The organism is Telluribacter roseus (assembly GCF_017355915.2).
Classification (GTDB): domain Bacteria; phylum Bacteroidota; class Bacteroidia; order Cytophagales; family Spirosomataceae; genus Telluribacter.
In genome coordinates, this window is the sequence record NZ_JAFEUV020000006.1 from 197783 (window position 1) to 219285 (window position 21503).

Here is a 21503-nt window from a genome sequence, read left to right on the forward strand (position 1 = left end):
CTCATGGATAGAAGAACATTCATAAAAAATACAGCCCTCGGCGCTACCGTTGTAGCGGGTACAGGATTAGTGTCGGGTACGGAAGCGATGGCTTCTGCTACCAAAGCCCGCCCCATGATCAAGAAGAGTCTGAAGTGGGGGATGGTCAACGAAAACCTGTCCATCATGGACAAGTTTAAGATGCTGAAAGACTTGGGGTTTGATGGCGTAGAGCTGGATTCCCCCAACGACCTGAATCCAAAAGAGGTACTGGCGGCCCGAGATAAAACCGGACTGGAGATTCCGGGCGTCGTGAACTCACTGCACTGGAAATCACCTCTGTCGGACCCGGACCCCAAGAAGCGGGAGGCTTGCGTAAAATCGATGGAAACCGCCCTGCGCGACTGCAAACTGTACGGAGGTACTACCGTGCTGCTGGTACCAGGCGTGGTCAACGATGGCATCACCTATAAGGAAGCCTACGAGCGCTCCCAGGCCGAAATCCGGAAGCTACTGCCGGTAGCCGAGCAGACGGGTATCAAGATCGCCCTGGAAAACGTCTGGAACAACTTCCTGATCAGTCCGATTGAGGCGGCCCGCTTCGTAGATGAGATCAACCATCCGCTGCTGGGCTGGTACTTTGACGTAGGTAATATCCTGCGTTACGGATTTCCTGCTCACTGGATCGAGGTACTGGACAAACGAATCATGAAGCTCGACATCAAGGAGTATAGCCTGAAAAAGCAGCAGGAAGAGGGGCTCTGGAAGGGCTTTGAGGTAGAATTGATGGATGGCGACTGTAACTGGCCCGCCGTAAATAAAGCGCTCGAAAAGATTGGCTACTCGGGCTGGGCCTCAGCCGAAGTAAAAGGCGGAGACCGCAAGCGCCTCCAGACCATCAGTCAGAAAATGGACGAGGTATTCAAGGCGGGGGTAGTTTAATAATGAGTGATTGAGTGATTGAGTGAATAGGGTCGATATTCGATTGCTGACGGTACGCCGCAGAGATTTTCAAATTAAAAATCCACTAGATAATCCCCAATCACTCACTCATTCACAATTCACTCATTCACAACTGTGAATTCCACCCGTCGGTTGCGGGCGCGGTTGGCTTCGGTATCATTGTCAGCCAGGGGGCGGGAGGAGCCGTAGCCTCTGGCCACGAGTCGGGCAGAGGAGATGCCCTTATTGCGCAGGTAGCTGGCAATGACGCGAGCACGGTTTTCGGAGAGGTACTGATTGAGCCGGTCATCCCCGACATTGTCGGTGTGGCCGGCTATTTCAATTTTAAGAGCGGGGTACTTTCTAAGACTGGCCGCCAGTTGGTCCAGTTGGGGGTACGACTCCGCCCGGAGTACGTAGCTGCTCTGGTCAAAGTACACCCGGTCAAGCTGAATCGTCTCGCCGGGCCTGAGGTTTTCAAACCGTGTGTCAGGTACTTCCTCGGTTACGGGCTTTTTGGGGGGCGGTGCCCCCGCCTGAGCAGCAGGCCTCAGAAATATCCAGAAGTTGTACTGGTTGTTTACCGCCGTGAGTGTATCCACCCAGTGCGACTCCCGCTGGGTCTGGAAACCGGAAGCCGTAGCCACGATCAGCAGCGAGTCAGCAATAGAATAGGAGAGCTTCAGTTCAGGATTTTCGCGGCTGCTCTGGTAGGTGGCCTGACGGCCGGTTTTCTTCTCACGGATCAGAAAGCGGGCTGGTAAGGGCTTAAGTGTAGCCCGGTCAAAGGCCTGTATCGTAACGATTGCCTTCCCGGAGCTACTGGCGCTTCCACCCTGAGCCACCGATGTTCCCCGGGCCCCAATTACAACAGCTATGATAAAAAGTAGTCTACCAAGTACTTTCACAATCAGATGCTTTCGTACAAAATCTACCTGATATAAATAGGGCAGGAGAAGAGATTCTAAACCATCTTCTCCCACTTCACTTTTTTTACCATCCTGCACCATTCTCTCATTCACCCATTCTCTCAATCACTATATTCTAGTGCGCTTCCAGCCAGTTGTTACCCACACCTATGCCCGTTTCCATCTTGACGGCCATGGGTATGGCATTGCGCATGAGTTCGTCTACATTTTGTTTCAGGATATCTATTTCATCACGGTGCGCGTCGAATATTAATTCGTCATGCACCTGCAGGATCATGCGTGAGCGGAGCTTTTCTTTTCGGATAAAGTCATGGATGTTGATCATCGCCAGCTTGATCATATCCGCCGCGGAACCCTGAATGGGAGCGTTGATGGCGTTGCGTTCGGCAAAGCTGCGGTTGGTCTGGTTGCGGGAGTTGATGTCTGCCAGGTACCGACGGCGACCCAGTATGGTCTCAGCGTACTCGCACTCCCGGGCTTTCTGGATCATGCGGTCCATGTACTCCTTCACAGCGGGGAATTCTTCAAAATAGGCCATGATGATCGTGGAGGCTTCGCTTCGGGGTATACCCAGCCGCTGAGCCAGCCCAAAGGCCGAGATACCGTAGATAATCCCGAAATTGACCATCTTAGCCTTGCGTCGCATGTCTGAGGTTACCTCGTCCAGCCCTACCTTAAACACTTTACTGGCGGTAGTAGCGTGGATGTCGCGGCCCTGGTTAAAGGCCTCGATCATACTCTCGTCACCACTGAAAGCCGCCATGATCCGGAGCTCGATCTGTGAGTAGTCAGCCGACAGGATCTGGAAATCTTCGTTGTGGGGGATGAAGGCCTTCCGGATCTCGCGGCCCCGTACCGTACGGATGGGGATGTTCTGAAGGTTAGGGTTGGTAGAGCTAAGGCGACCCGTAGCGGTTACGGCCTGGTTATAAGACGTATGTATACGGCCGGTACGCGGGTTGATCAGGGCGGGAAGCGCATCCACGTAGGTAGACTTCAGCTTCTGAATCTCCCGGTGGTCCAGGATCTTACGGGCTATTTCATGCTCGCCTTCCAGTTCCGATAGTATCTCTTCGCCCGTAGCGTACTGACCGGTTTTGGTCTTCTTGGGATTCTTGACCAGTTGCATCTTGTCAAAAAGTACCTCCCCCAGCTGCTTGGGCGAGCTCAGATTAAACTCCTGTCCCGCTATGGTGAATATCTCCTGCTCCAATCCTCTCAAGTCCGTCTCAAGCAATCCCGACATATCTTTTAGTGCCTGCGTATCGATCTTTACGCCCTCGCTTTCCATAGATACCAGTACGTTGAGCAGGGGCATTTCTACTCCTTCAAACAGCTTTACGGCCTGCTTCTTTTCCAGCTCGGGCAGCAGTACCTGGTGTAGCTGTAGAGTCACGTCGGCGTCTTCACCAGCGTATTCGGCTATCTCGGCTACGGGTACATCGCGCATGTTTTTCTGCTTGATCCCCTTCTTGCCGATCAGCGTTTCGATGGTAACAGGGTCGTAGTGGAGGTAGGTATTGGCCATCATGTCCATGCCGTGGCGCTTCTCGGGCTCCAGCAGATAGTGGGCCAGCATAGTATCCTGGAGTTTGCCCTTGACCTCGATGCCGTAGTTACGCAGTACCAGCAGATCGTACTTTAGGTTCTGACCTATTTTGCTAATGTTTTCATTCTCCAGTACTTCCCGAAAATCAGCCAGTACAGTCTCCGCTTCGCTTCGATCGGCGGGGAAAGGTACATAGAAAGCTTCGCTCGGCAGGTATGATATTGCCAGCCCCACCAGTTCGGCCTCCAGGGCATCCAGCGAGGTAGTTTCGGTATCGAAGCAGAATTGCTCCTGCTGGCTGAGGTAGTAAGCCAGGTTTTGGCGCAGCTCGGGAGTATCTACTACATGGTAGCGATGAGCAGTGGTAGCCAGCGTACGCTTGGGGGTGAGTACCGACTCTGGCTCTTCATCCCCGGGCAAGGAAGGTAGAGCCGCTGTATCGCTGTCCTGTCCGCCGCCGAACAGGTCCAGCTGAGCCTTGCCCGAGGGAGTGGCGATCTTGGTAGCCACCGGACGAATGGGAGAGTCGCCCAGTACACGATCGCGGAGGGTACGAAACTCCAGCTCTTCAAATAGGTCTATGATCTGCTCACGGGCAGGCGGGCAGCACGACAAGTCTCCGGGATCGAACGTAAGGGGTACGTTGGTGTCAATCGTAGCCAGTTGCTTACAGAGCAGCGCCTGCTCAGCGTGTTCCTTAATCTTCTCTCCAATCTTGCCTTTGACCTTATCCGCATTAGCAACCAGGTTTTCGACGGTGCCAAACTCCTGGATAAGCTTTTTGGCGGTTTTTTCGCCCACGCCGGGTATACCCGGTATGTTATCCACCGCATCCCCCATCAGGCCCAGTATGTCCGTCACCTGCTCGATACGCTCTATTTCCCAGCGTTCCAGTACCTCTTTTACACCGAGTTTTTCGGCGCCCTTGCCCATAAAGGCAGGCTTGTATATGTATACATGCTCTTCCACGAGCTGCCCAAAGTCCTTGTCGGGTGTCATCATGAACACCTCAAAGTCCTGGCGGGCGGCCTGCTTGGCGATGGTACCGATCACGTCGTCGGCTTCGTAGCCATCCAGCAGCAGCAGCGGAATGTTCATGGCCTGCACCAGTTTCTTGACGTACGGTATGGCAATGGATATATCCTCGGGCTGGGCCTCGCGCTGCGCCTTGTAAGCCTCAAACTGCACGTGGCGGAAGGTAGGCTTGGGCGTATCAAAGGCTACACCCAGGTGGGTAGGTTTTTCTTTCTGAAGTACTTCGAGCAACGTATTGGTAAAACCAAACACGGCACTGGTATTCATGCCCTTGGAGGTGATACGCGGGTTTTTTATGAAAGCGAAGTGGGCCCGGTAGATGAGCGCCATCGCGTCGAGGAGAAAGAGCTTTTGGGTTGGTTGCGGCATTACTGCTTGGTTTGTTGGATCTACTCTCAAAGATAATGTTCTCTCTAAGAAAAACAGTGCGCCGCCTTAATAAGGTTCGGGCATAGGCTGAATCAGAATGGATTAAAAAAGGCACATGTTTTGCTTATGTGTAGCCAAATCAGGATATTCGAGGCATGTAAGCCGTTACTTTATCTACTACTATGAGAAAACTGAGACTACTGGCCGGATGCGTATTCATGGCTACTATGATAACCTGGCTGGGAGCCTGTGAAGGCCCGCAGGGCCCCGCCGGACCCGCCGGACCCGCCGGCCAGCAGGGACCAACCGGTACGACCGGACCCGCCGGACCCGCCGGTACTGCCAATGTGATCTATTCTAACTGGGCTGCCGCCGGTAACTGGAACCGGATCAATGTATTTGGCGTAGACAAGTTCTACGTTGATATAGCGGCCGCGCGTCTGTCACAGGATATTCTGGACCGGGGTGTCGTGCTGGTGTATGCCAAGCTAAGTGTTGAGAATAATCAGGTGCGGCAGTTGCCGGTGTCGGTAGTTGCGCAGTTTACCGAAGAGCTGATCGACTACACCCTGCGGGTTGGATTTGTACGCGTATGGTCTACTCCGGTAAGGCCCCCCGTTGTTCCCGAGACCAGCACTCAGTTCCGCTACGTATTGATTCCGGGGGGGCAGGCCAGCCGTATGAACTTCGAGAAACTGACTTACGATGAGGCGAAGCAGCTATTTAACCTTCCGGACTGAGAACTCATATAGGAGTACTAACAGCAGAGCAGCTTCCGACCGGAGGCTGCTCTTTTACTTTTGAAAGTACCTTATTGAAATTGAAGGCTTAATTGGCCACTGTATCACTGGTCACTGCTAACTGAAATCTCTACTTCTTCACTCCCGCAAAGTACAGGAACGACTGGGTCTGTGGATCGCTGTAGGAAATGCGCAGGACGGGCGATTTGACTTCTTTTTTGCCGTTGAACCATTCGGTGGTGGTGTAGTGGCCGATAGGCTGTCCCTGGTAGAAGAGCTTCACGCTATCCGAGGCGGCCTGTACCCGGACGCCGGTGAGGGTCTGGACGTCTTTCTGGGGGATGAAGGTGGTGCGGGTAACCTGGTACTCGCCACCGGACTGCTTCCTGATCTCCAGGGTAGGGAGCTGGCGCTCGTCCGTGATGGCAATGCAAAGCGGGTCGAGGAAGCCGTTGGTCTTGTACTGGCCTTCGAGCGACGCAATCGTGACCGGACGGGTGGCATCAGGGTCACAGGCCCAGAGGGCTCCAATAAGAAAGAGCAGGAGTACGTATCGCTTTTTCATAGAGGTATGAGTTGAGGTTCAGGGGAAAGACCTCCCTGAACCTCAAAAAGTTGGAACGTACTGCTGCTGTCTGTTACAGGCTGCTCAGCATACCGAGCTGGCGGGGCTCTTTCCAGCGGCCGCGGGTAAAGTCCGGAAACTTTACTGATGCACTATTACCTTTGATCGAAAGCGCCGACAGGGGCGTAACGGCCGACCAGGAGGCTGCATCATATACGTCCATATCCAGCGGCAGACCGCGGTTGAGGCAGTCGATCATGCGGTACATCATTACAAAGTCCATACCGCCGTGGCCGCCATTTTTGGCGATCTCTTCCTTCATCTTGTTCCAGATCGGGTGCGTGTACTTCTCCTTTACCTCCTTGTATTCTTTATCATTGAGGAAGTTGTGGCTGTCCTTGCCTTTCATCGAGATCCGGCTCGGGTACCCTACGTGGAAGGCCTTGGTACCGGCCAGCATGTTGATGCGGTTATAGGGGCGCGCCGTCACTACATCGTGCTGGATCAGGATCGTGCGTCCCAGGTGCGTCTTGATGAGGGTATTGTTCATATCCCCGTGCTTGAAACCCTTCTTGCCGTAGTACTCGGTACCGGGCTTGGCCAGGGTGGTGGAGTCTTCGCTGAGACTGGCTTCGAGTGAGCTCATGGATACCAGGTGGCTGAAGCGGTCGCCGCGGTCTATGTCCAGGTACTGTGATACCGGACCCAGACCGTGCATGGGGTACAGGTTGCCGTCGCGGGTTTCGTTATGCTTCATGCGCCACATGTTGTAGTAGTAGTCGGGACTGAAGAGCTGGTCGCGCAAGTCGTGGATGTAGCCGCACTCGGCGTAGGTAAGCGTACCAAATACACCCTGATGGGCCATGTTGAGCAGCATGAGCTCTTCGTCGCCGTAGCATACGTTTTCCATCATCATGCAGTTGCGCTGGGTCTGCTCGGCGGTATTAACGAGCTTCCAGCAGTCTTCCAGCGTGTAGGCGGCTGGTACCTCTATGGCGGTGTGCTTGCCTTGCTGCATGGCGTACACGGCCATGGGTACGTGGTCTTCCCAGGGGGTAGCTATGATCACCAGATCCAGGTCGTCGCGCTTGACCATCTCCTTCCAGGCATCAGCCTTGCCGGAGTAGTAAGTTACACCTTTTACGCCTTTGCTGTCAAGCCACTCCTGCGCACGTTTGGTGTACCTCTCCTGTACGTCAGCAATGGCTACAATCCGGGCTTTGTCGCCGCAGCCGTGTATCAGTTTCATGTGGCCATTGCCGCGGTTACCAACTCCAATAATACCAATACGTACCTGCTGGATGGGGGCCACCCGCAGCCCAATGACTGACTTGCCCACGGCTTTGGGCGTGTAGGTAGTGCTTTCGATCTGAGCCTCGATGGAGTCCTTGGCTTTGGAGGTCAGGGGCAGACCCAGCGCGGAACCCAGTAAGGCTGTCGCCTTCAGAAACGAGCGACGCTGCAAAAAATCTTTCATGTGATAAAAGGGATTAGGATAAAGATAGATAAGAGATAGCCAACACTATTTTACTTAGAAAAGTACTAGTTAATTAAATATTTTAAGAATCAAAAGGAGAAGGAGAACCCACAAAAAAAGAAGGAAGCTCAAAGGCTTCCTTCTTCATAAACTATTTGATAGTTGCTAAACTTTAGAACTCACCAAACTGAGCGTACATTTCCTTGAGCTTGACATCGCGCTCACTGGATCGAATATCCTTGCGGATAGAGGCTACTCCCTGAATATCCGTCAGCAGACCTAATACCTGATACGCCCCGAAGCGGACGAAGTAGGCGGGGTTGTTGCGGGCCAGACTTTCCAGGATTGGGATGCTGCGGCGTTGTATATCCGGAGTTGACTTGATGAGGTACTTACCAAATACCTGCAGGAAGTTGTACTTGTCCGAAGGCTTCATGTCTTTCATTTTTTCCAGAAACCAGTCATACTGCTCGGGCTTGGCCAGACTGGCGTAGTAATTGGCTACTGCCGTTACGATGGCGTCGTTAGCGGAATTTTCGAAGCGGGCGGCAATGTCGTTTGCATCGTCGGGCTTACCGATCAGGTAGGCATCCAGCGCTACTGATACTACCAGGTACGAGGTATCGTTGAGGGCCTCGCGGAAGAGCGGGTCGTTGGCATTGTCACCAAAGGAAGCCAGGGTCAGTATGGCTTCGGCCCGTACCTGCGAGTGGGGGTCGATGCGGGCCCGGCTCTGAATCATTCGCTCGGCATCCACAAACTCAGCTCCGTCGTATTCGGCAAAGTTGGCTATGGCTACCTGACGGATCTTCCAGAACGGATCACTCATGGCCCGCATCATCAGGTGCCGGGCGGTGGAGTCGATGAGCTTCCCCTCCATGCGCGTCAGGGCTTCGTACTTAGGCCCAAACTTATCGGAATTATAAAACTGGAACACCCACTCCGGACGGCTCTTTTCGTGCTCGATGGTACCTAATAGCTGCGCTTCTGAGTCAAACACAACCAGGTCGGGGCGCTTGTTCACCGGGAACTCCAGCGTCTGCCGTGACTTGTTGATCACTACATCGTACTGGTTTTTCTGACCATTTACCCATACATCTACTTTGAGGGGCAGACGGTAAACCGTAGTAGCCAGGGTATCCTGTAGCTGGCTTACTTTCAGGCGCAGCTTACCGGCCGCACCGGCGTATTCCTGCTCTACCTTGATCACGGGGTGACCCGGACGCATAAACCACTGGTCAAAGAACCAGTTGAGGTCTTCGCCGGTCACGGCTTCGAATTCCCGGCGCAGATCATTGATCTCGGCCGATCCGAAGCGGTTGTTCTTGAGGTAACGCTGAATAGCCAGGAAGAACGCATCATCTCCTACGTAGCGGCGAAGCATATGCAGTACCCGTCCGCCCTTAGCGTAGGAGTGGCTGTCAAACATATCTTCGCGGTGCTTGTAGAAGTACCGGATCAGGGGCACCTGCTTCTGATCTGACTCAGCCAGGTATTGCTTCGTTTCCTGCAGGTTGAGCCAATCGGCTTCGTCGTCGCCTTTGTAGTACTCGTTCCAGAGGTACTCTGAGTAGTTGGCAAACGACTCGTTGAGCGGGAGCTGCCCCCACTCTTCGCTGGTGACCAGGTCACCAAACCAGTGGTGGGCCAGCTCATGGGCAATTACATTATCCGAATTGCCATCCACGAGTGAGCGGGTATCAGCCTGTACGCCCTCTTCGTGTACCGTAGCGGTGGTGTTTTCCATGGCACCGGCCGTGAAGTCACGAACGGCGATCTGGGCGTACTTCTCCCACGGAAACTCAATGCCGAAGGTGTTGGAGAAGAAAGCGATCATCTCGGGGGTACGGCCAAATATAGCCTTGGCATCCCTGGCGTACTGAGGCTCCACGTAGTAGCTCAGCTCCAGTCCGGTAGGCATGGTCTCTTTCACGACGGCATAATCACCTACTGCTATCATAGCCAGGTAGGGAGCGTGGGGGAGCGACTGCCGCCAGTGGTCGGTGCGGGAACCATCGTCGTTGAGAGTACTGTTGACAAGCAGACCGTTGGAAAGCGTCTTATAGGTACTATCGACCCGGATGAAGAAGTCCTGGGTCATTTTTTCGTTGGGCGTATCTACCGTAGGAAACCAGGCGGAGTTAGCCTCCGTCTCGCCCTGAGTCCAGATCTGACGGGGCTTGCCTTCTTCCAGGCCATCGGCGTTGATGAAGTACAGGCCCTTGTCAGTAGGGTGGTCGTCGGCTTCACCACGGGGCTGCTCATTGGGCTTGGCCGTGTAGTTGATCTGTACGTACAGGGTATCCTTGCGGGTGTACTTGCGCTTGAGATGGATGGTCAGCTTACGACGGTCATAGGTATACTCCAGCTGGTCCTGTATAGGTTCCACCACAGCCTGGCGCGATACAGAGTCAATGCGGCGCAGGGTATCGATCTGGACTATGCTATGGATATCAAAGCCTTTGGCATCAAGCTCCAGGGTAGACTGCGGAAAAAAGTATGGCTTAAAAGTAATCAGGGCGCTGCCGAGTACGTGCTGACGCAGCCAGTCAAAGCTTACGTTCAGCCGGGTGTGCAGGATATCGTTCTTTAAGGTGCGGCTGGGGCGGTAGGGGCCTGCTTTGGAAACGGCTCCCGGAACCCGGCGGGCCATGGTATCCCGCTGCGCTACGGCCAGACCAGACGCCTGCAGGGCAGGTGCCGCCAGGCTGAGCATAAGGATAAGACAGAATGGTTTGAACCAGGTACACATCGTTTCGCTCATTCGGTTGGTTCTTTCAACAATCATATACAAGGGGTGTTACTTTCTTTTGTGGGTTAGGCAGACCTTTTGGGCTAAGGTCGCGTACTTGCCGCTTTACGTAAAAGAGTAAATTTAGATAAATGTTTATCGTCGTATCAAATATATATTTATAACCTTCCAAACAGGCTGTTTAAGTCATATATATGTTGATTCATAGCTAGTTAGCCGGCATTGACGAGCCGGCCCGTTTTGGCCGCGCGCCGGGCCGGTACATACGAAACCGTAATGGTAATCAGGATGATAATAACCCCCGTAAGCAGCACATCGCTCCACACCAGTTTGATGGGATAGGCATCCACCAGCGAGCTTACCATACCCATGGATACCAGCCCGTACTGCTGCTGTAGCCAGCATAGTCCAATGCCGCCCAGCAGACCCAGGATAGCTCCCGTGAGTGCCACGATGGCTCCTTCGGCCAGGAAGATCCGTCTAACCAGCCCCTGAGTAGCACCCATAGCGTAGAGCATGGCTACATCGCCTTTTTTCTCGATGGCCAGCATACTCAGTGAAAAGAAAATATTGATAGCTGCCACCAGGATAATCATGGACAGCGTCACGGTCACGAACAACTTTTCGACCCGGATGGCCCGCAGCAGATCAGCATTGAGGGAGTCGCGGTCCTGTACTTTAAAGGTAGCGCCCAGAGCCTTTTGCAATCGCTGCTGCACCGTGCCCGGGGTGGCTTTGGGGGCTAGCTGCACCTCGAGGGACGTACGCTGATTGCCATACTGCAGCAGCGTAGCTACCTGCGACAGCGGCGCTATGACGTAGTCGTCATAGCGGCTCTCGATAAAGAAGGTACCACCCGGCCGTACCGTCACCTGGTTGAAGGCATCGGGGGCGGTCAGGTTGAGCGTCCGGCGGTCGCTGCGGGGGTACCACAGCTCCAGCGGGGTCAGGTAGTCTTCCAGCGATATCAGGAGCGCGTTGCGTACGCCTTCAGATATGACGGCGTAGGGGGTGCCATTGGGCCCCTGCAGCCGCAGGGAACCCTCAATAAGGGCCGTGTCCAGCTGTCCCCGATGCTCAAAGGTACTGTCTACCCCCTTGAGGCGTACGATGGTCTGCTGGTCGTGGTAGCGGGCCAGGGCGTTGTCTTCGATCACCTGCGTGACCGAGGCAACCCCCTGCACCGACTGTGCCGTCTTCAGCAGCGATTCGCTTACCTCAAAGCGACGTCCCTCAGCGGGCGATATTTTGATGTCCGCGTCAAATGTTTTAAAGATCTGACGATTCAGATCCTCCATACCGTTAAATACCGACAGTACCACCACCATAGCCATGGTACCTACGCCCACGCCGATCATGGCGATGAGGGCGATGATACTGATAAAGCTACGTTTGTTACGCGACAGAAAGTACCGGCGGGCTATCCGAAAGGGCAGGTTCATATTCCTACAACGGCTGGATCAGGCTTTTTCGTCTTCGTCGTTCTCTTCATCTTCCTCGGTAGCGGGAGGAATATCGAGTCCGGCAAAAAGAGCGTCCATCTTGGCCGCGTATTCGGCGGTATCATCTATAAAAAACTGCACCTCGGGCACGATACGTAGCTGGTGCCGGACTCTTTCGCCCAGCTTCTGGCGGATAAAACGGGCATTCTCCTGAATACTTTCCAGTAGTATGCGCTTATTCTTCTCGGGCAGGAAGCTCAGGTAGGCCCGGGCTATACCCAGATCAGGCGTCATCCGCACCGCCGTCACGGTCACAAAAGAGCCGTTGATCAGATGTCGTGCTTCTTTCTGAAAAATATCACCAAGGTCTTTCTGTATCTGACGACCTACTTTTTGTTGTCTTTTTGATTCCATTCGTTTTTAATAATAGTACATTTACAAAGTGGCGGGTGAGAAGCAATCGATCGCTTCCGGCTTCTACTCCTTCGGAAAGGCCTGGCCGGAGGTCACTTCTTTAGATACATTCTAAGCCCGCTCCACTTCTGTAACCCAATTTTCTTCAATTAATACAAATATCCGTACTTATTTTGTTTTTGTGGGAGCCTGAGCCGTAAATTCGTAAAACAATTCGTATATCCTCATTAACCGGAAACTGCCTTGCTGAGTTTTTTTAGAGTTAATGCCGTCTACCAAAACATCAGCCTGGTGCTGTTCTTTTTGCTGTTGCGGCTACCTTTTGTGTTGACTGATGTCCCCCTGCTGGTTCCGGAGCTGAACTGGATGCTGGTGGGCGAGCAGATGAGCCGGGGCTTTATGCTGTACCGTGACATCTGGGACAACGTGAGCCCTTTTTCGGGGTTGGTGTACTGGTCCATTGATACGCTGTTCGGGCGATCACAGTGGACCTATCAGATTATTGCGGCGGTACTTTCCATCTTCCAGATCCTGTACTTCAACTACGTCATTCACTCCCGTGAACTGTTTACGGAGCGGAGTTACGTACCGGGGGCTATTTATGCCCTCATGCTAAATATATCGTTTGATATGGCCACGCTGTCTCCCATGCTGATGGCGACTACCTTCCTGGTACTGGCCTTTGGTACCATGGTCAAAACAATAACCCGCCGTCAGGTTACCAATGAGGTGTTTGAGCTGGGGATGTACATCGGAGTAGCTACGCTCTTTTATCTGCCGGCCTCGGTGTTTGTGATCTGGGCTTCGGTGTCGCTGCTGTTTTATACGGGAGCTACGTTCCGGCATTACCTGCTGGGCTTTTTCGGATCGGCTTTCCCGCTGCTGATGGTGGTGCTTTTTTTCTACCTCAACGACGGCATCAATAGCCTTAACCGCAACCTGCTTACTTCGGTGTTTCAGGTAAGGCAGTACAATCTGAATGATTTCTCGTCCCTGCTGATCTCGCTGCTTATTCCGCTGGTAGTAGGGGTGATGGGCTTTATGAGGTTGTTTAGTTCGGCCCGGTTTGTCAACTACCAGGCGCGGATCCAGCAGATCATGGCGATCTGGTTTTTTACCTCCATCCTGACCATCCCGCTTATGTCCTACCTGGCGCCGATGCAGTTTGTGATCTTCATTCCTCCGGCGGCTTTCTTTGCGACACACTACTTCCAGAGCTTCAAGAAGCAGTGGGCGGCTGAACTGGTATTCCTGGGTGTAATGGGAGGCATCCTGTTGATCCAGTACCAGGGCGTACTCGATCTGGTGCCCCAGCTATCGGTGGGGCGTCTGGAAAACCTCCGGACTAAACAAGCCCTGCTCCCGGAGGAGATCAAAGGAAAGCACATACTGGTGCTGGGCGAAGACGAAGGCGAGTACATGAATAACTTCTCGGCCACCCCTTACCTCAACTGGGATCTGGCCAGCTATGACCTCGAGAATCTGGACAACTTTGACAGCGTCATCCACGTCTACGACAACTTCCGGCAGGACCCTCCGGAGTACGTCATCGACAAGCAGAATATCATGCCCAAGCTGTTTGAAAGGGTGCCGGCCCTCAAGAGCCGCTACAAGCCCAGCAAGTGGAAGGGTATCTATCAGAAAGTAGGGTAGGCACACCGCCGCCTACTAAAAAGCCCACCGAACTACCAGCTCGGTGGGCTTTTTACTTTATTACTCTTCAACTAGCAGGCAATCTTACTGACGCGTGTCTGGTGACGTCCTCCTTCAAACTCTGTGTTCAGGAATTTCTCAACACACTCCAGGGCCTTGTCCAACTCTATGAAGCGGACCGGCAGGCAGATGATGTTGGCGTTGTTGTGCTGGCGCGTCAGCTCCGCCAGGGTAGGTTCCCACACCAGAGCCGCCCGTATGCCCTGGTGCTTGTTAGCTGTAATACATACTCCCTGGCCGCTGCCACAGAGAAGTACTCCCGTTTCGAATTCACCGTTTTCTACGGCACTGGCTACCGGATGCGCAAAGTCCGGATAATCAGCTGAGTCAGCACTGTGTGTACCGTAGTCTGTTACCTCGTAGCCGTTTTGCTCAAGCCACTCCGTGATAGGTTGCTTGTAAGGAAAGCCGGCATGATCGGCGCCTATGGCAATCTTTTTGCTCATTTTATTGTTAATTAATATTGCCGAATAACTAAAATAGCTACATTGACGTTGTAACTATCCTGCTCAATAGAGAGCGGTGTAAAGTTAAGGAGTTGAAATTTTATAATTAAACACATCATTGAATATGAATGAAGAATTAAAAGACGCGGGACCGGCTAACGTAGATATTTCTCTACTGAACCCGACGATCCCGGAAGATGAAGAACGGATAAAAGAAGCCTTTGAAGATAGAAACTGGAATGAGATTAAGAGTGCCGACTCCTGGGTAATCTTCAAAGTCATGGCCGAATTTGTGGAAGGCTTTGACAAGCTAGCCAAGATTGGTCCGTGCGTATCTATATTTGGTTCGGCCCGTACCAAGGCTGATAACCCGTACTATACCATCACTGAAGAGATAGCCGCTAAGCTGGTTCGTCATGGCTATGGGGTTATTACGGGTGGTGGTCCGGGTATCATGGAAGCCGGTAACAAAGGAGCTTACGAGCAGGGTGGTAAATCAGTGGGTTTGAACATAAAATTACCTTTTGAGCAGCATAGCAACATCTACATTGATCCTGATAAGAATATCAACTTTGATTTCTTCTTCGTCAGAAAAGTAATGTTTGTCAAATATTCACAAGGCTTTATTGTACTGCCCGGTGGATTTGGTACGCTCGATGAGCTCTTCGAAGCGCTCACGCTGATCCAGACCAAGAAGATAGGCCGGTTCCCCATTGTGTTGGTAGGCCGTAGCTACTGGGCCGGACTGATCGACTGGATCAAAGGAACGATGTTGGAAGGCGAACGAAATATCAGCCCCGAAGATCTGAAGCTGTTCAGCCTGGTGGATACGCCCGACGAGGCCGTACGGGTGATCGACGAGTTCTATTCCAAGTACTTACTGAAACCAAACTTCTGATAGTACCTCTGCCCATTCATCGGATGACCGGCGTGTCATCTGATGAATAACCTGGCTTAGAAAGCCAGGTAGGGGGTAATCTTACTAATTGTCTTCTCATCCAGCACCTTTACTTTCTTAAGGTCATCGGCCGACTGGTAGGGGCCGTGCTGCTCACGGTACCTGATGATGACCTCAGCCTGACGCTTGTTTCTCAGATACGGATGGCGCGTCAGGTCTTCGGCCGTGGCGGTGTTGATATTCAGCTTTTGTACACCCGTCTGGATACGGGCGTAGCGGTGAAGTTCGGTCAGGGCCAGTGAGTCCAGACCATACACTTCGCTGAACTGCGTCGCCGAGTGAAAGCCGCCCAGCGCATCCCTGAACTTTACGATTCGTAACGACAGCGTACTGCCGATCCCCCTGAGCTTAATAAGTTGGGAGGTGTCGGTTGTATTGATGTCAAAGGGTACCAGGGTGGGACGTGAGCTGGCTCTGATCTCTGCTGGTAAGGCGGCAGCTGTACTACGTTCAGTGGGAGCGGGGGCATTGGCACTGGCAGTAGCCGGGGTGGATTCATCCAGTACTATGTATGGCTCCAGCCGCTGGTACAGGTCGTCGGGGAAGTCATAAATACGTCGCAGATCCTGTTTCCGTCGGAACTTACCCCCTTTGCGGCGGTAGTTATCGATACGACGAGCCAGAAACGCCGGTACACCCAGCTCCTGTAGCTGCTCGGGAGTAGCCTCATTGGGATTGAACGCAAAGAGACGTGCTGGTTTGGCGGAGGGAGTAGCACCTGAAGGGGGTGTATAGGCTTCGTGCTCGGAGGCAGGAGCAGGCGTGGCCGCCAGGGTAGCTGCTATGCTATCCAATGACATTCGCTGTTCGGCCTTTGGTGGCTCGGCCAGGTGAGGTAGTACCCAATGCCGGAAGATCGTAGGTGCCCAGAGCAGTACCAGACTTAGTACAATGAGGAAGAGTGCTCCCCGGGCTTCCTTGGGTGAAATGCCAAAAAAGTCCTGTATATGGTAAAGAATGCGGCGAAGCATGCTGGAAAATGGTGTGTGCCTGTTAGAAAATAGGCCGGTAAGCCCTGGTCTATCAGAATAGTAACGGCAGCTTTTAAAGCATTATTTCTTCCTAAACCTACAAAATCTCTGCTTATCAATATGGTTTGCGCCCGAATTGCCTAATTTTGCGGCTATTCAATCCGGAATGTTGATTGGGACCTACGATAGCGTCTCTTAATTTATCTATACTACTTGATTACATAATATGAGCCAGGCACCTGCTACCTCACTTCAAGACATTATCAGTCATGCCAAAGAGTATGGCTTTGTTTTTCCTTCCTCTGAAATTTACGATGGGTTACAGGCCGTATATGACTACGGTCAGACTGGCGTAGAACTGAAAAATAACCTGAAAACCGTGTGGTGGAAGGCCATGACCCAACTGCACGACAACATAGTGGGTATTGACGCGGCCATCTTTATGCATCCGCTCACCTGGAAGGCTTCGGGCCACGTAGATGGGTTTAACGACCCCATGATCGACAACAAAGACTCGAAGAAGCGCTACCGTGCCGATCAGTTGCTGGAAGGTAAGGCCGAGGAGTACCGCGAGGCAGGTCAGCCCGATAAGGCTCAGGAGCTGCTCAATGAGATGGGCCGCCTGCTGGGCGCCGAAGACCTGGCCGGAGTACGTGACCTGATCATAGCCGAAGGCATCAAATGTCCCGTGTCGGGTACTGCCAACTGGACGGACGTACGTCAGTTCAACCTGATGTTCAGTACTCAGGTAGGTTCGGTGGCCGAAGACGCCAGCCAGATTTACCTGCGTCCCGAAACAGCTCAGGGTATATTTGTCAACTTCCTGAACGTACAGAAGAGCGGCCGCATGAAGGTACCCTTTGGTATAGCTCAGATCGGTAAGGCTTTCCGTAACGAAATCGTAGCTCGTCAGTTTACGTTCCGGATGCGGGAGTTTGAGCAGATGGAGATGCAGTTCTTTGTACGCCCTGGATCCGAGATGGAGTGGTACAATACCTGGAAAGAAGCCCGTATGAAGTTTCATAAGGCCATCGGACTACCCGCCGAAAGCCTTCAGTACCACGACCACGAAAAGCTGGCTCACTATGCCAATGCCGCGGTGGATATCGAGTACAAATTCCCGTTCGGATTCCGCGAGATTGAAGGTATTCACTCACGTACCGACTTTGATCTGCGCAACCACCAGGAGCTCTCCAAGAAGAAGCAGCAGTACTTCGACTCCGAAATCAACCAGAACTACATTCCTTACGTAGTAGAAACATCCGTAGGAGCCGACCGTCTGTTCCTGGCTACGTTCTGCAACGCCTATACCCGCGAAACAGTAGGAGAGGGCGAAGGACAGAAGGAGCGCGTGTACCTGAAGTTCCACCCCGCGCTGGCACCGGTAAAGGCTGCGGTACTACCTCTGGTGAAGAAAGACGGACTGGCTGAGAAAGCTCAATCCATTGCTCAGTTGCTGAAGTCGTCGTTCCGGACGGTATATGACGATAACGCCGCCATCGGTAAGCGTTACACCCGTCAGGACCTGATCGGTACGCCGTACTGCATCGCCGTTGATTACCAGACTATGGAAGACGACACCGTTACCATCCGCCACCGCGACTCCATGGAGCAGGAGCGGGTCCATATCAATGAGCTGAAAGATAAGATCGGCTACGAAGTAGCGATGGAGCGTATTCTGGAAGCTATCTAGTACTCACTACATCACCCAATAAAAGGAGCGGCTACCCGTAGGTAGCCGCTCTTCTGCATTTATCTATATATATAAATCAACTGTAAACTACTCTGCCTTCACGTTTACGCGTTCGATCGCGAGCTTGTTCAGCTTTTCGTCAGTACTTTTCTCTTCTTCAAGAGTCTGTCCCAGTAACTGGGCTGCTTCTTTATGACCAAGTTCCTCGGCATAATGACGGGCTGTACCATAGCCAGCAATCTCGTAGTGCTCTACACGCTGTGCTTCGGCAATCAGACCGGCATCCATAACCTCAGGTGAGGCATCTTCTTTCAGGAAAGACTGTGCTTCTTTGATGATACCTTCCATGGCTTTGCACTTCTCGCCTTTAATCTTGATGTCCAGCAGTTCGGCAACTTTCTCCAGACGCTCTTTCTGCTGTCTGGTTTGCTCCAGATGCATCTCAAAAGCTTTCTTTAGCTGTGGATTGGAAGCTTTCTCCTGCATGAGTGGCAGAGCTTCGATAATCTGGTTTTCTGCGCTGTAAAGATCCTGAAGCTGGTGTTCCAGCAGGTCATCCAATTTCATCATTTTGCCTGACATAACTTAGTTGGTTTTAGGTTTTTCAATGTTTTTTAAATCAGGGAGCCATAAGAACAGACTCCCTGATTTGTGAACGCGATCACTACTAAACTAATCTTTCACTCCGGCGTCCACTTCGTAACTAGTAGTAAAAAAGAGTATGCCATCAGGAGAAGGCCAAGGCCAGAAAAACTATAGAAAAAGCCAAAAATGGGGCGTAGGTAGTCTCATAACAGCTTTATTGAAAAAGATTATGTAACCACTCAGCAACAGCCAATGGCAGCAGGAGCAGAAAGACGGGGGCAATCATCCACAACTGGGTGAAAATTGACAACAGCCACACCGTATAAAAAAAGCACCAACTGGATAGAAGGCGCTCAAAAGTTAATTTAACAAATAAATAACGTATAGTACCGGAAGAACAGGCTCCTGCTCTTCCGGTACATCATGAGAGTTATTCTTTATAGAATACCCGCTTGACCCGCTCACTTACCCCGGTCAGAAGCTCGTACGGAATGGTGCCGATGCGGGAGGCCAGGTCGATCAGGGGAAGTTCCTTTCCGAACACGATCACCTCGTCGCCCTCGGCGGCGGTAGCGTGGGTAAGGTCTACCATGGTCATGTCCATGCATATGTTACCAAGGGTGGGGCAGAGGGTACCATTGACCCACACATGACCCACGCCATTGCCCAGGCGCCGGTCGTAGCCATCGGCGTAGCCCATAGCCAGGGTACCCAGTACAGTGTCCTGGGTAAGTCGGCCGCGTCGGCTGTAGCCTACGGTTTCGGTGGCTTTGATTCTTTTGATCTGAGAAATAACGGTCTTCATGGTACCTACCGACTGTAGGAAGCGCTGCTCCTGTCCGGTGGCTTCTACGCCGTACAGCCCGATCCCGACCCGTACCATATCCAGCCGGAACTCGGGGAAGCGCACAATACCGGCCGAATTGAGTATATGTTTGATCACCTTGCGGCCCAGTACCTCCTCGATACGGGTGACTCCTTCTATAAAGCGCTGGTACTGCAGGCGTGAGAAGGAGTTGTGCTCCCCTTCGTCGGCTCCTACCAGGTGGCTGAATACACTGGCAATCCGCAGCGATGGGTTGGCTCGCAGCTGATCAAGCAGCCAGTCCACTTCTTCTTCCATGAATCCCAGCCGGTGCATACCCGTGTCGAGCTTGATATGTACGGCCGGAGCCTGGCTGCTATCGGAGCGCTGGCGAAGGTAGTCGAGCCAGTCGGTCAGGATACGCTGGCTGTAGAGCTCCGGCTCTAGGTTATACTCCCACAGCGTATCGAAGGTAGGGCGGGAAGGATTCATCACCATGATCGGCAGGGTGACCCCACTCTGCCGCAGACTTACCCCTTCGTCCGCGTAGGCCACGGCCAGGTAGTCCACCCGGTGGAACTGCAGCAGGTTGGCGACTTCGGCGCTGCCGCTACCGTAGGCAAAGGCCTTAACCATCACCATTACCTTGGTCTGAGGGCCTGCCTTGGCGCGGTAGTAGTTGAGGTTGTGGGTAAGAGCATCCAGATTGATCTCCAGTACCGTGGCGTGTACTTTCTGCTGGAGACGGTTGACGATCTGCTCAAACGAGAAAGGACGAGCCCCTTTGACGAGTACTACGCTTTCGGTTAGGGAGGGGAAAGAAAACTCCTTCAGAAAGTTGGCTGTATCCGGATAAAACTCGCTTTCGGATAGCGACTGAAACAGACGCTGGTTCTGCTGCATTTTAGGACCTATACCAACCAGCCGTTGCACGCCTTTCTCCTGCAGGAGCAGGGCAATCTGTCCGTACAGTTCATCTTCGGGCTGACCGGTCTGCAGTACATCCGAAAGGATGACTACCTTTTGGCTCCGGTGCTCCTGCTGAGCCAGGAAGTGAAGCGCCATCGTCAGGCCCTGCAGATCATTATTATAGGTATCGTCGATGACGTAGCATCGATTGATGCCTTCTTTAATTTCCAAACGCATCGATACCGACCGTAGCCGCTGGATGCGCTCCCGTAGGTCATCCGCCGCCATGCCGAAGTCCAGCAGGAATACCAGACAGTGCAGGAGGTTTTCGAGCGAAGCGTCATCACGGAAGTGCGTCGTGAAGCTATGCTCGCCCAGGGTGCCGGTTAGTTGGATCTGTACCCCCTGCGTGCCGGGCGTTAACTGTACCTGCACATCGGCCTCCGCGTGGGTGGCCCAGGTCAGTGTCTGCAGTTGCCGGTTGACGGGAGAGAGGATCAGCCGTACTTCTTCCTCAATAGCGGTATAGTCCTTTCGGTAGATCAGCTTTTCGGCCCGGGTGAACAGACGCAGCTTTTCGGTAATTTTTTGTTTCTGACTACGGAATCCCTCATCGTGAGCGGAGCCAATATTGGTAAATATACCGATGGTCGGCTGGATGATGGGTTGTATGTACTCCATCTCGTGCGGACGCGAAATACCCGCTTCAAATACAGCAACGGTATGTTTTTGGTTGAGGCCCCACACCGACAGGGGCACCCCTACCTGCGAATTATAGCTCTTGGGGCTGGCTGCTACGTAATGGTCGGGTGTCAGTAGCTGAGCCAGCCACTCCTTCACGATGGTCTTGCCGTTGCTGCCCGTTACGCCTACTACCGGTAGGGTAAACTGTGCCCGATGCCGGGCAGCCAGGTACTGCAGCGCCCGCAGGGTATTAGGTACTGCCCATACCGTCGCGTCGGTCCAGCCTGCCAGCTCTGCCTGCAGGTCGGTAGAGAGGGCGTCTTTTTCTACCACAAACTCCCGTACACCGCGCTGGTACAGGTCGGTCAGGAAACGGTGTCCGTCGTGGCGTTCGCCCCGGATGGCAAAGAAAAGGGTTTGTTCGGGAAAGCTCAGTTGCCGGCTGTCGGTAAGCAGGTGCGACGCCGAGGTAGTGATCTGGGCGGGAGTAGTTTCAACAAGACTCATAAATACGTAATACTTTCCCGGCAAAGGTAGAGATTTCCT

At 53.0% G+C, this 21503-nt stretch carries 16 protein-coding genes; 5 read left to right on the forward strand and 11 right to left on the reverse strand.

Translation table 11 applies throughout. From position 1 onward, the window contains the following. Positions 1-3 precede the first annotated feature (3 nt). The gene (locus JTN23_RS13445) at positions 4-921 is read left to right on the forward strand and encodes a sugar phosphate isomerase/epimerase family protein (RefSeq protein ID WP_247235357.1); all 918 of its coding nucleotides are present in this window, start codon (positions 4-6) and stop codon (positions 919-921) included. 119 nt (positions 922-1040) lie between these two features. Here the strand turns inward: JTN23_RS13445 and JTN23_RS13450 are convergent, their stop codons facing one another. Together JTN23_RS13450 and polA are read right to left on the reverse strand one after the other, a co-directional pair. Continuing rightward, the gene (locus JTN23_RS13450; protein ID WP_247235358.1) at positions 1041-1829 is read right to left on the reverse strand and encodes an OmpA family protein; all 789 of its coding nucleotides are present in this window, start codon (positions 1827-1829) and stop codon (positions 1041-1043) included. 136 nt (positions 1830-1965) lie between these two features. After that, a complete protein-coding gene (gene polA, locus JTN23_RS13455) occupies positions 1966-4803 on the reverse strand; it encodes a DNA polymerase I (RefSeq protein ID WP_247235359.1) in 2838 nt (945 codons plus the stop codon). 182 nt (positions 4804-4985) lie between these two features. On the opposite strand from polA, the gene JTN23_RS13460 reads away from it, so the two are divergent. Then, positions 4986-5543: a hypothetical protein gene (locus JTN23_RS13460; protein ID WP_247235360.1), complete on the forward strand. Its 558-nt coding sequence runs from the start codon at positions 4986-4988 to the stop codon at positions 5541-5543. A 130-nt stretch (positions 5544-5673) separates the two neighbouring features. Here the strand turns inward: JTN23_RS13460 and JTN23_RS13465 are convergent, their stop codons facing one another. The 5 genes from JTN23_RS13465 to rbfA form a co-directional block, all read right to left on the reverse strand. Then, positions 5674-6108: a hypothetical protein gene (locus tag JTN23_RS13465; protein WP_247235361.1), complete on the reverse strand. Its 435-nt coding sequence runs from the start codon at positions 6106-6108 to the stop codon at positions 5674-5676. A 73-nt stretch (positions 6109-6181) separates the two neighbouring features. After that, on the reverse strand, positions 6182-7585 hold the full coding sequence (locus JTN23_RS13470; protein ID WP_247235362.1) for a Gfo/Idh/MocA family protein: 1404 nt from the start codon (positions 7583-7585) through the stop codon (positions 6182-6184). Between the two features lie 172 nt (positions 7586-7757). Beyond that, entirely contained in the window at positions 7758-10373 is a 2616-nt protein-coding gene (locus tag JTN23_RS13475) for a M1 family metallopeptidase (protein WP_247235363.1), read from the reverse strand. A 176-nt stretch (positions 10374-10549) separates the two neighbouring features. Beyond that, positions 10550-11779: an ABC transporter permease gene (locus JTN23_RS13480; protein WP_247235364.1), complete on the reverse strand. Its 1230-nt coding sequence runs from the start codon at positions 11777-11779 to the stop codon at positions 10550-10552. A gap of 18 nt (positions 11780-11797) precedes the next feature. Further along, positions 11798-12193, reverse strand: coding sequence for a 30S ribosome-binding factor RbfA (rbfA, locus tag JTN23_RS13485; protein ID WP_247235365.1), 396 nt, complete (start codon positions 12191-12193; stop codon positions 11798-11800). Between the two features lie 243 nt (positions 12194-12436). Here rbfA and JTN23_RS13490 point away from each other — a divergent pair, with 243 nt between their 5' ends. Then, positions 12437-13846: a hypothetical protein gene (locus JTN23_RS13490; protein WP_247235366.1), complete on the forward strand. Its 1410-nt coding sequence runs from the start codon at positions 12437-12439 to the stop codon at positions 13844-13846. Positions 13847-13917: 71 nt separating this feature from the next. Here the strand turns inward: JTN23_RS13490 and rpiB are convergent, their stop codons facing one another. Further along, positions 13918-14352: a ribose 5-phosphate isomerase B gene (rpiB, locus tag JTN23_RS13495; protein ID WP_247235367.1), complete on the reverse strand. Its 435-nt coding sequence runs from the start codon at positions 14350-14352 to the stop codon at positions 13918-13920. A 124-nt stretch (positions 14353-14476) separates the two neighbouring features. On the opposite strand from rpiB, the gene JTN23_RS13500 reads away from it, so the two are divergent. Then, positions 14477-15250, forward strand: a complete 774-nt coding sequence (locus JTN23_RS13500) for an LOG family protein (RefSeq protein ID WP_247235368.1) — start codon at positions 14477-14479, stop codon at positions 15248-15250. 56 nt (positions 15251-15306) lie between these two features. On the opposite strand, the gene JTN23_RS13505 is transcribed toward JTN23_RS13500, so the two are convergent. Continuing rightward, positions 15307-16281 (reverse strand): ComEA family DNA-binding protein, encoded by a 975-nt coding sequence (locus JTN23_RS13505; protein ID WP_247235369.1) that lies wholly within the window; start codon positions 16279-16281, stop codon positions 15307-15309. Between the two features lie 226 nt (positions 16282-16507). Here JTN23_RS13505 and JTN23_RS13510 point away from each other — a divergent pair, with 226 nt between their 5' ends. Then, entirely contained in the window at positions 16508-17974 is a 1467-nt protein-coding gene (locus JTN23_RS13510; protein WP_247235370.1) for a glycine--tRNA ligase, read from the forward strand. A gap of 87 nt (positions 17975-18061) precedes the next feature. Here JTN23_RS13510 and JTN23_RS13515 read toward each other — a convergent pair whose 3' ends face one another. Next, positions 18062-18556, reverse strand: a complete 495-nt coding sequence (locus JTN23_RS13515) for a YciE/YciF ferroxidase family protein (protein WP_247235371.1) — start codon at positions 18554-18556, stop codon at positions 18062-18064. A 433-nt stretch (positions 18557-18989) separates the two neighbouring features. Next, entirely contained in the window at positions 18990-21464 is a 2475-nt protein-coding gene (locus tag JTN23_RS13520) for a bifunctional UDP-N-acetylmuramoyl-tripeptide:D-alanyl-D-alanine ligase/alanine racemase (protein ID WP_247235372.1), read from the reverse strand. Positions 21465-21503 lie beyond the last annotated feature (39 nt).

Coding starts and splice junctions, on each gene's coding strand:
- JTN23_RS13445 (WP_247235357.1), top strand. CDS start 4: ATGGATAGAAGAACATTCATAAAAAATACAGCCCTCGGCGCTACCGTT.
- polA (WP_247235359.1), bottom strand. CDS start 4,803: ATGCCGCAACCAACCCAAAAGCTCTTTCTCCTCGACGCGATGGCGCTC.
- JTN23_RS13460 (WP_247235360.1), top strand. CDS start 4,986: ATGAGAAAACTGAGACTACTGGCCGGATGCGTATTCATGGCTACTATG.
- JTN23_RS13465 (WP_247235361.1), bottom strand. CDS start 6,108: ATGAAAAAGCGATACGTACTCCTGCTCTTTCTTATTGGAGCCCTCTGG.
- JTN23_RS13470 (WP_247235362.1), bottom strand. CDS start 7,585: ATGAAAGATTTTTTGCAGCGTCGCTCGTTTCTGAAGGCGACAGCCTTA.
- JTN23_RS13475 (WP_247235363.1), bottom strand. CDS start 10,373: ATGATTGTTGAAAGAACCAACCGAATGAGCGAAACGATGTGTACCTGG.
- JTN23_RS13480 (WP_247235364.1), bottom strand. CDS start 11,779: ATGAACCTGCCCTTTCGGATAGCCCGCCGGTACTTTCTGTCGCGTAAC.
- rbfA (WP_247235365.1), bottom strand. CDS start 12,193: ATGGAATCAAAAAGACAACAAAAAGTAGGTCGTCAGATACAGAAAGAC.
- rpiB (WP_247235367.1), bottom strand. CDS start 14,352: ATGAGCAAAAAGATTGCCATAGGCGCCGATCATGCCGGCTTTCCTTAC.
- JTN23_RS13500 (WP_247235368.1), top strand. CDS start 14,477: ATGAATGAAGAATTAAAAGACGCGGGACCGGCTAACGTAGATATTTCT.
- JTN23_RS13505 (WP_247235369.1), bottom strand. CDS start 16,281: ATGCTTCGCCGCATTCTTTACCATATACAGGACTTTTTTGGCATTTCA.
- JTN23_RS13510 (WP_247235370.1), top strand. CDS start 16,508: ATGAGCCAGGCACCTGCTACCTCACTTCAAGACATTATCAGTCATGCC.
- JTN23_RS13515 (WP_247235371.1), bottom strand. CDS start 18,556: ATGTCAGGCAAAATGATGAAATTGGATGACCTGCTGGAACACCAGCTT.
- JTN23_RS13520 (WP_247235372.1), bottom strand. CDS start 21,464: ATGAGTCTTGTTGAAACTACTCCCGCCCAGATCACTACCTCGGCGTCG.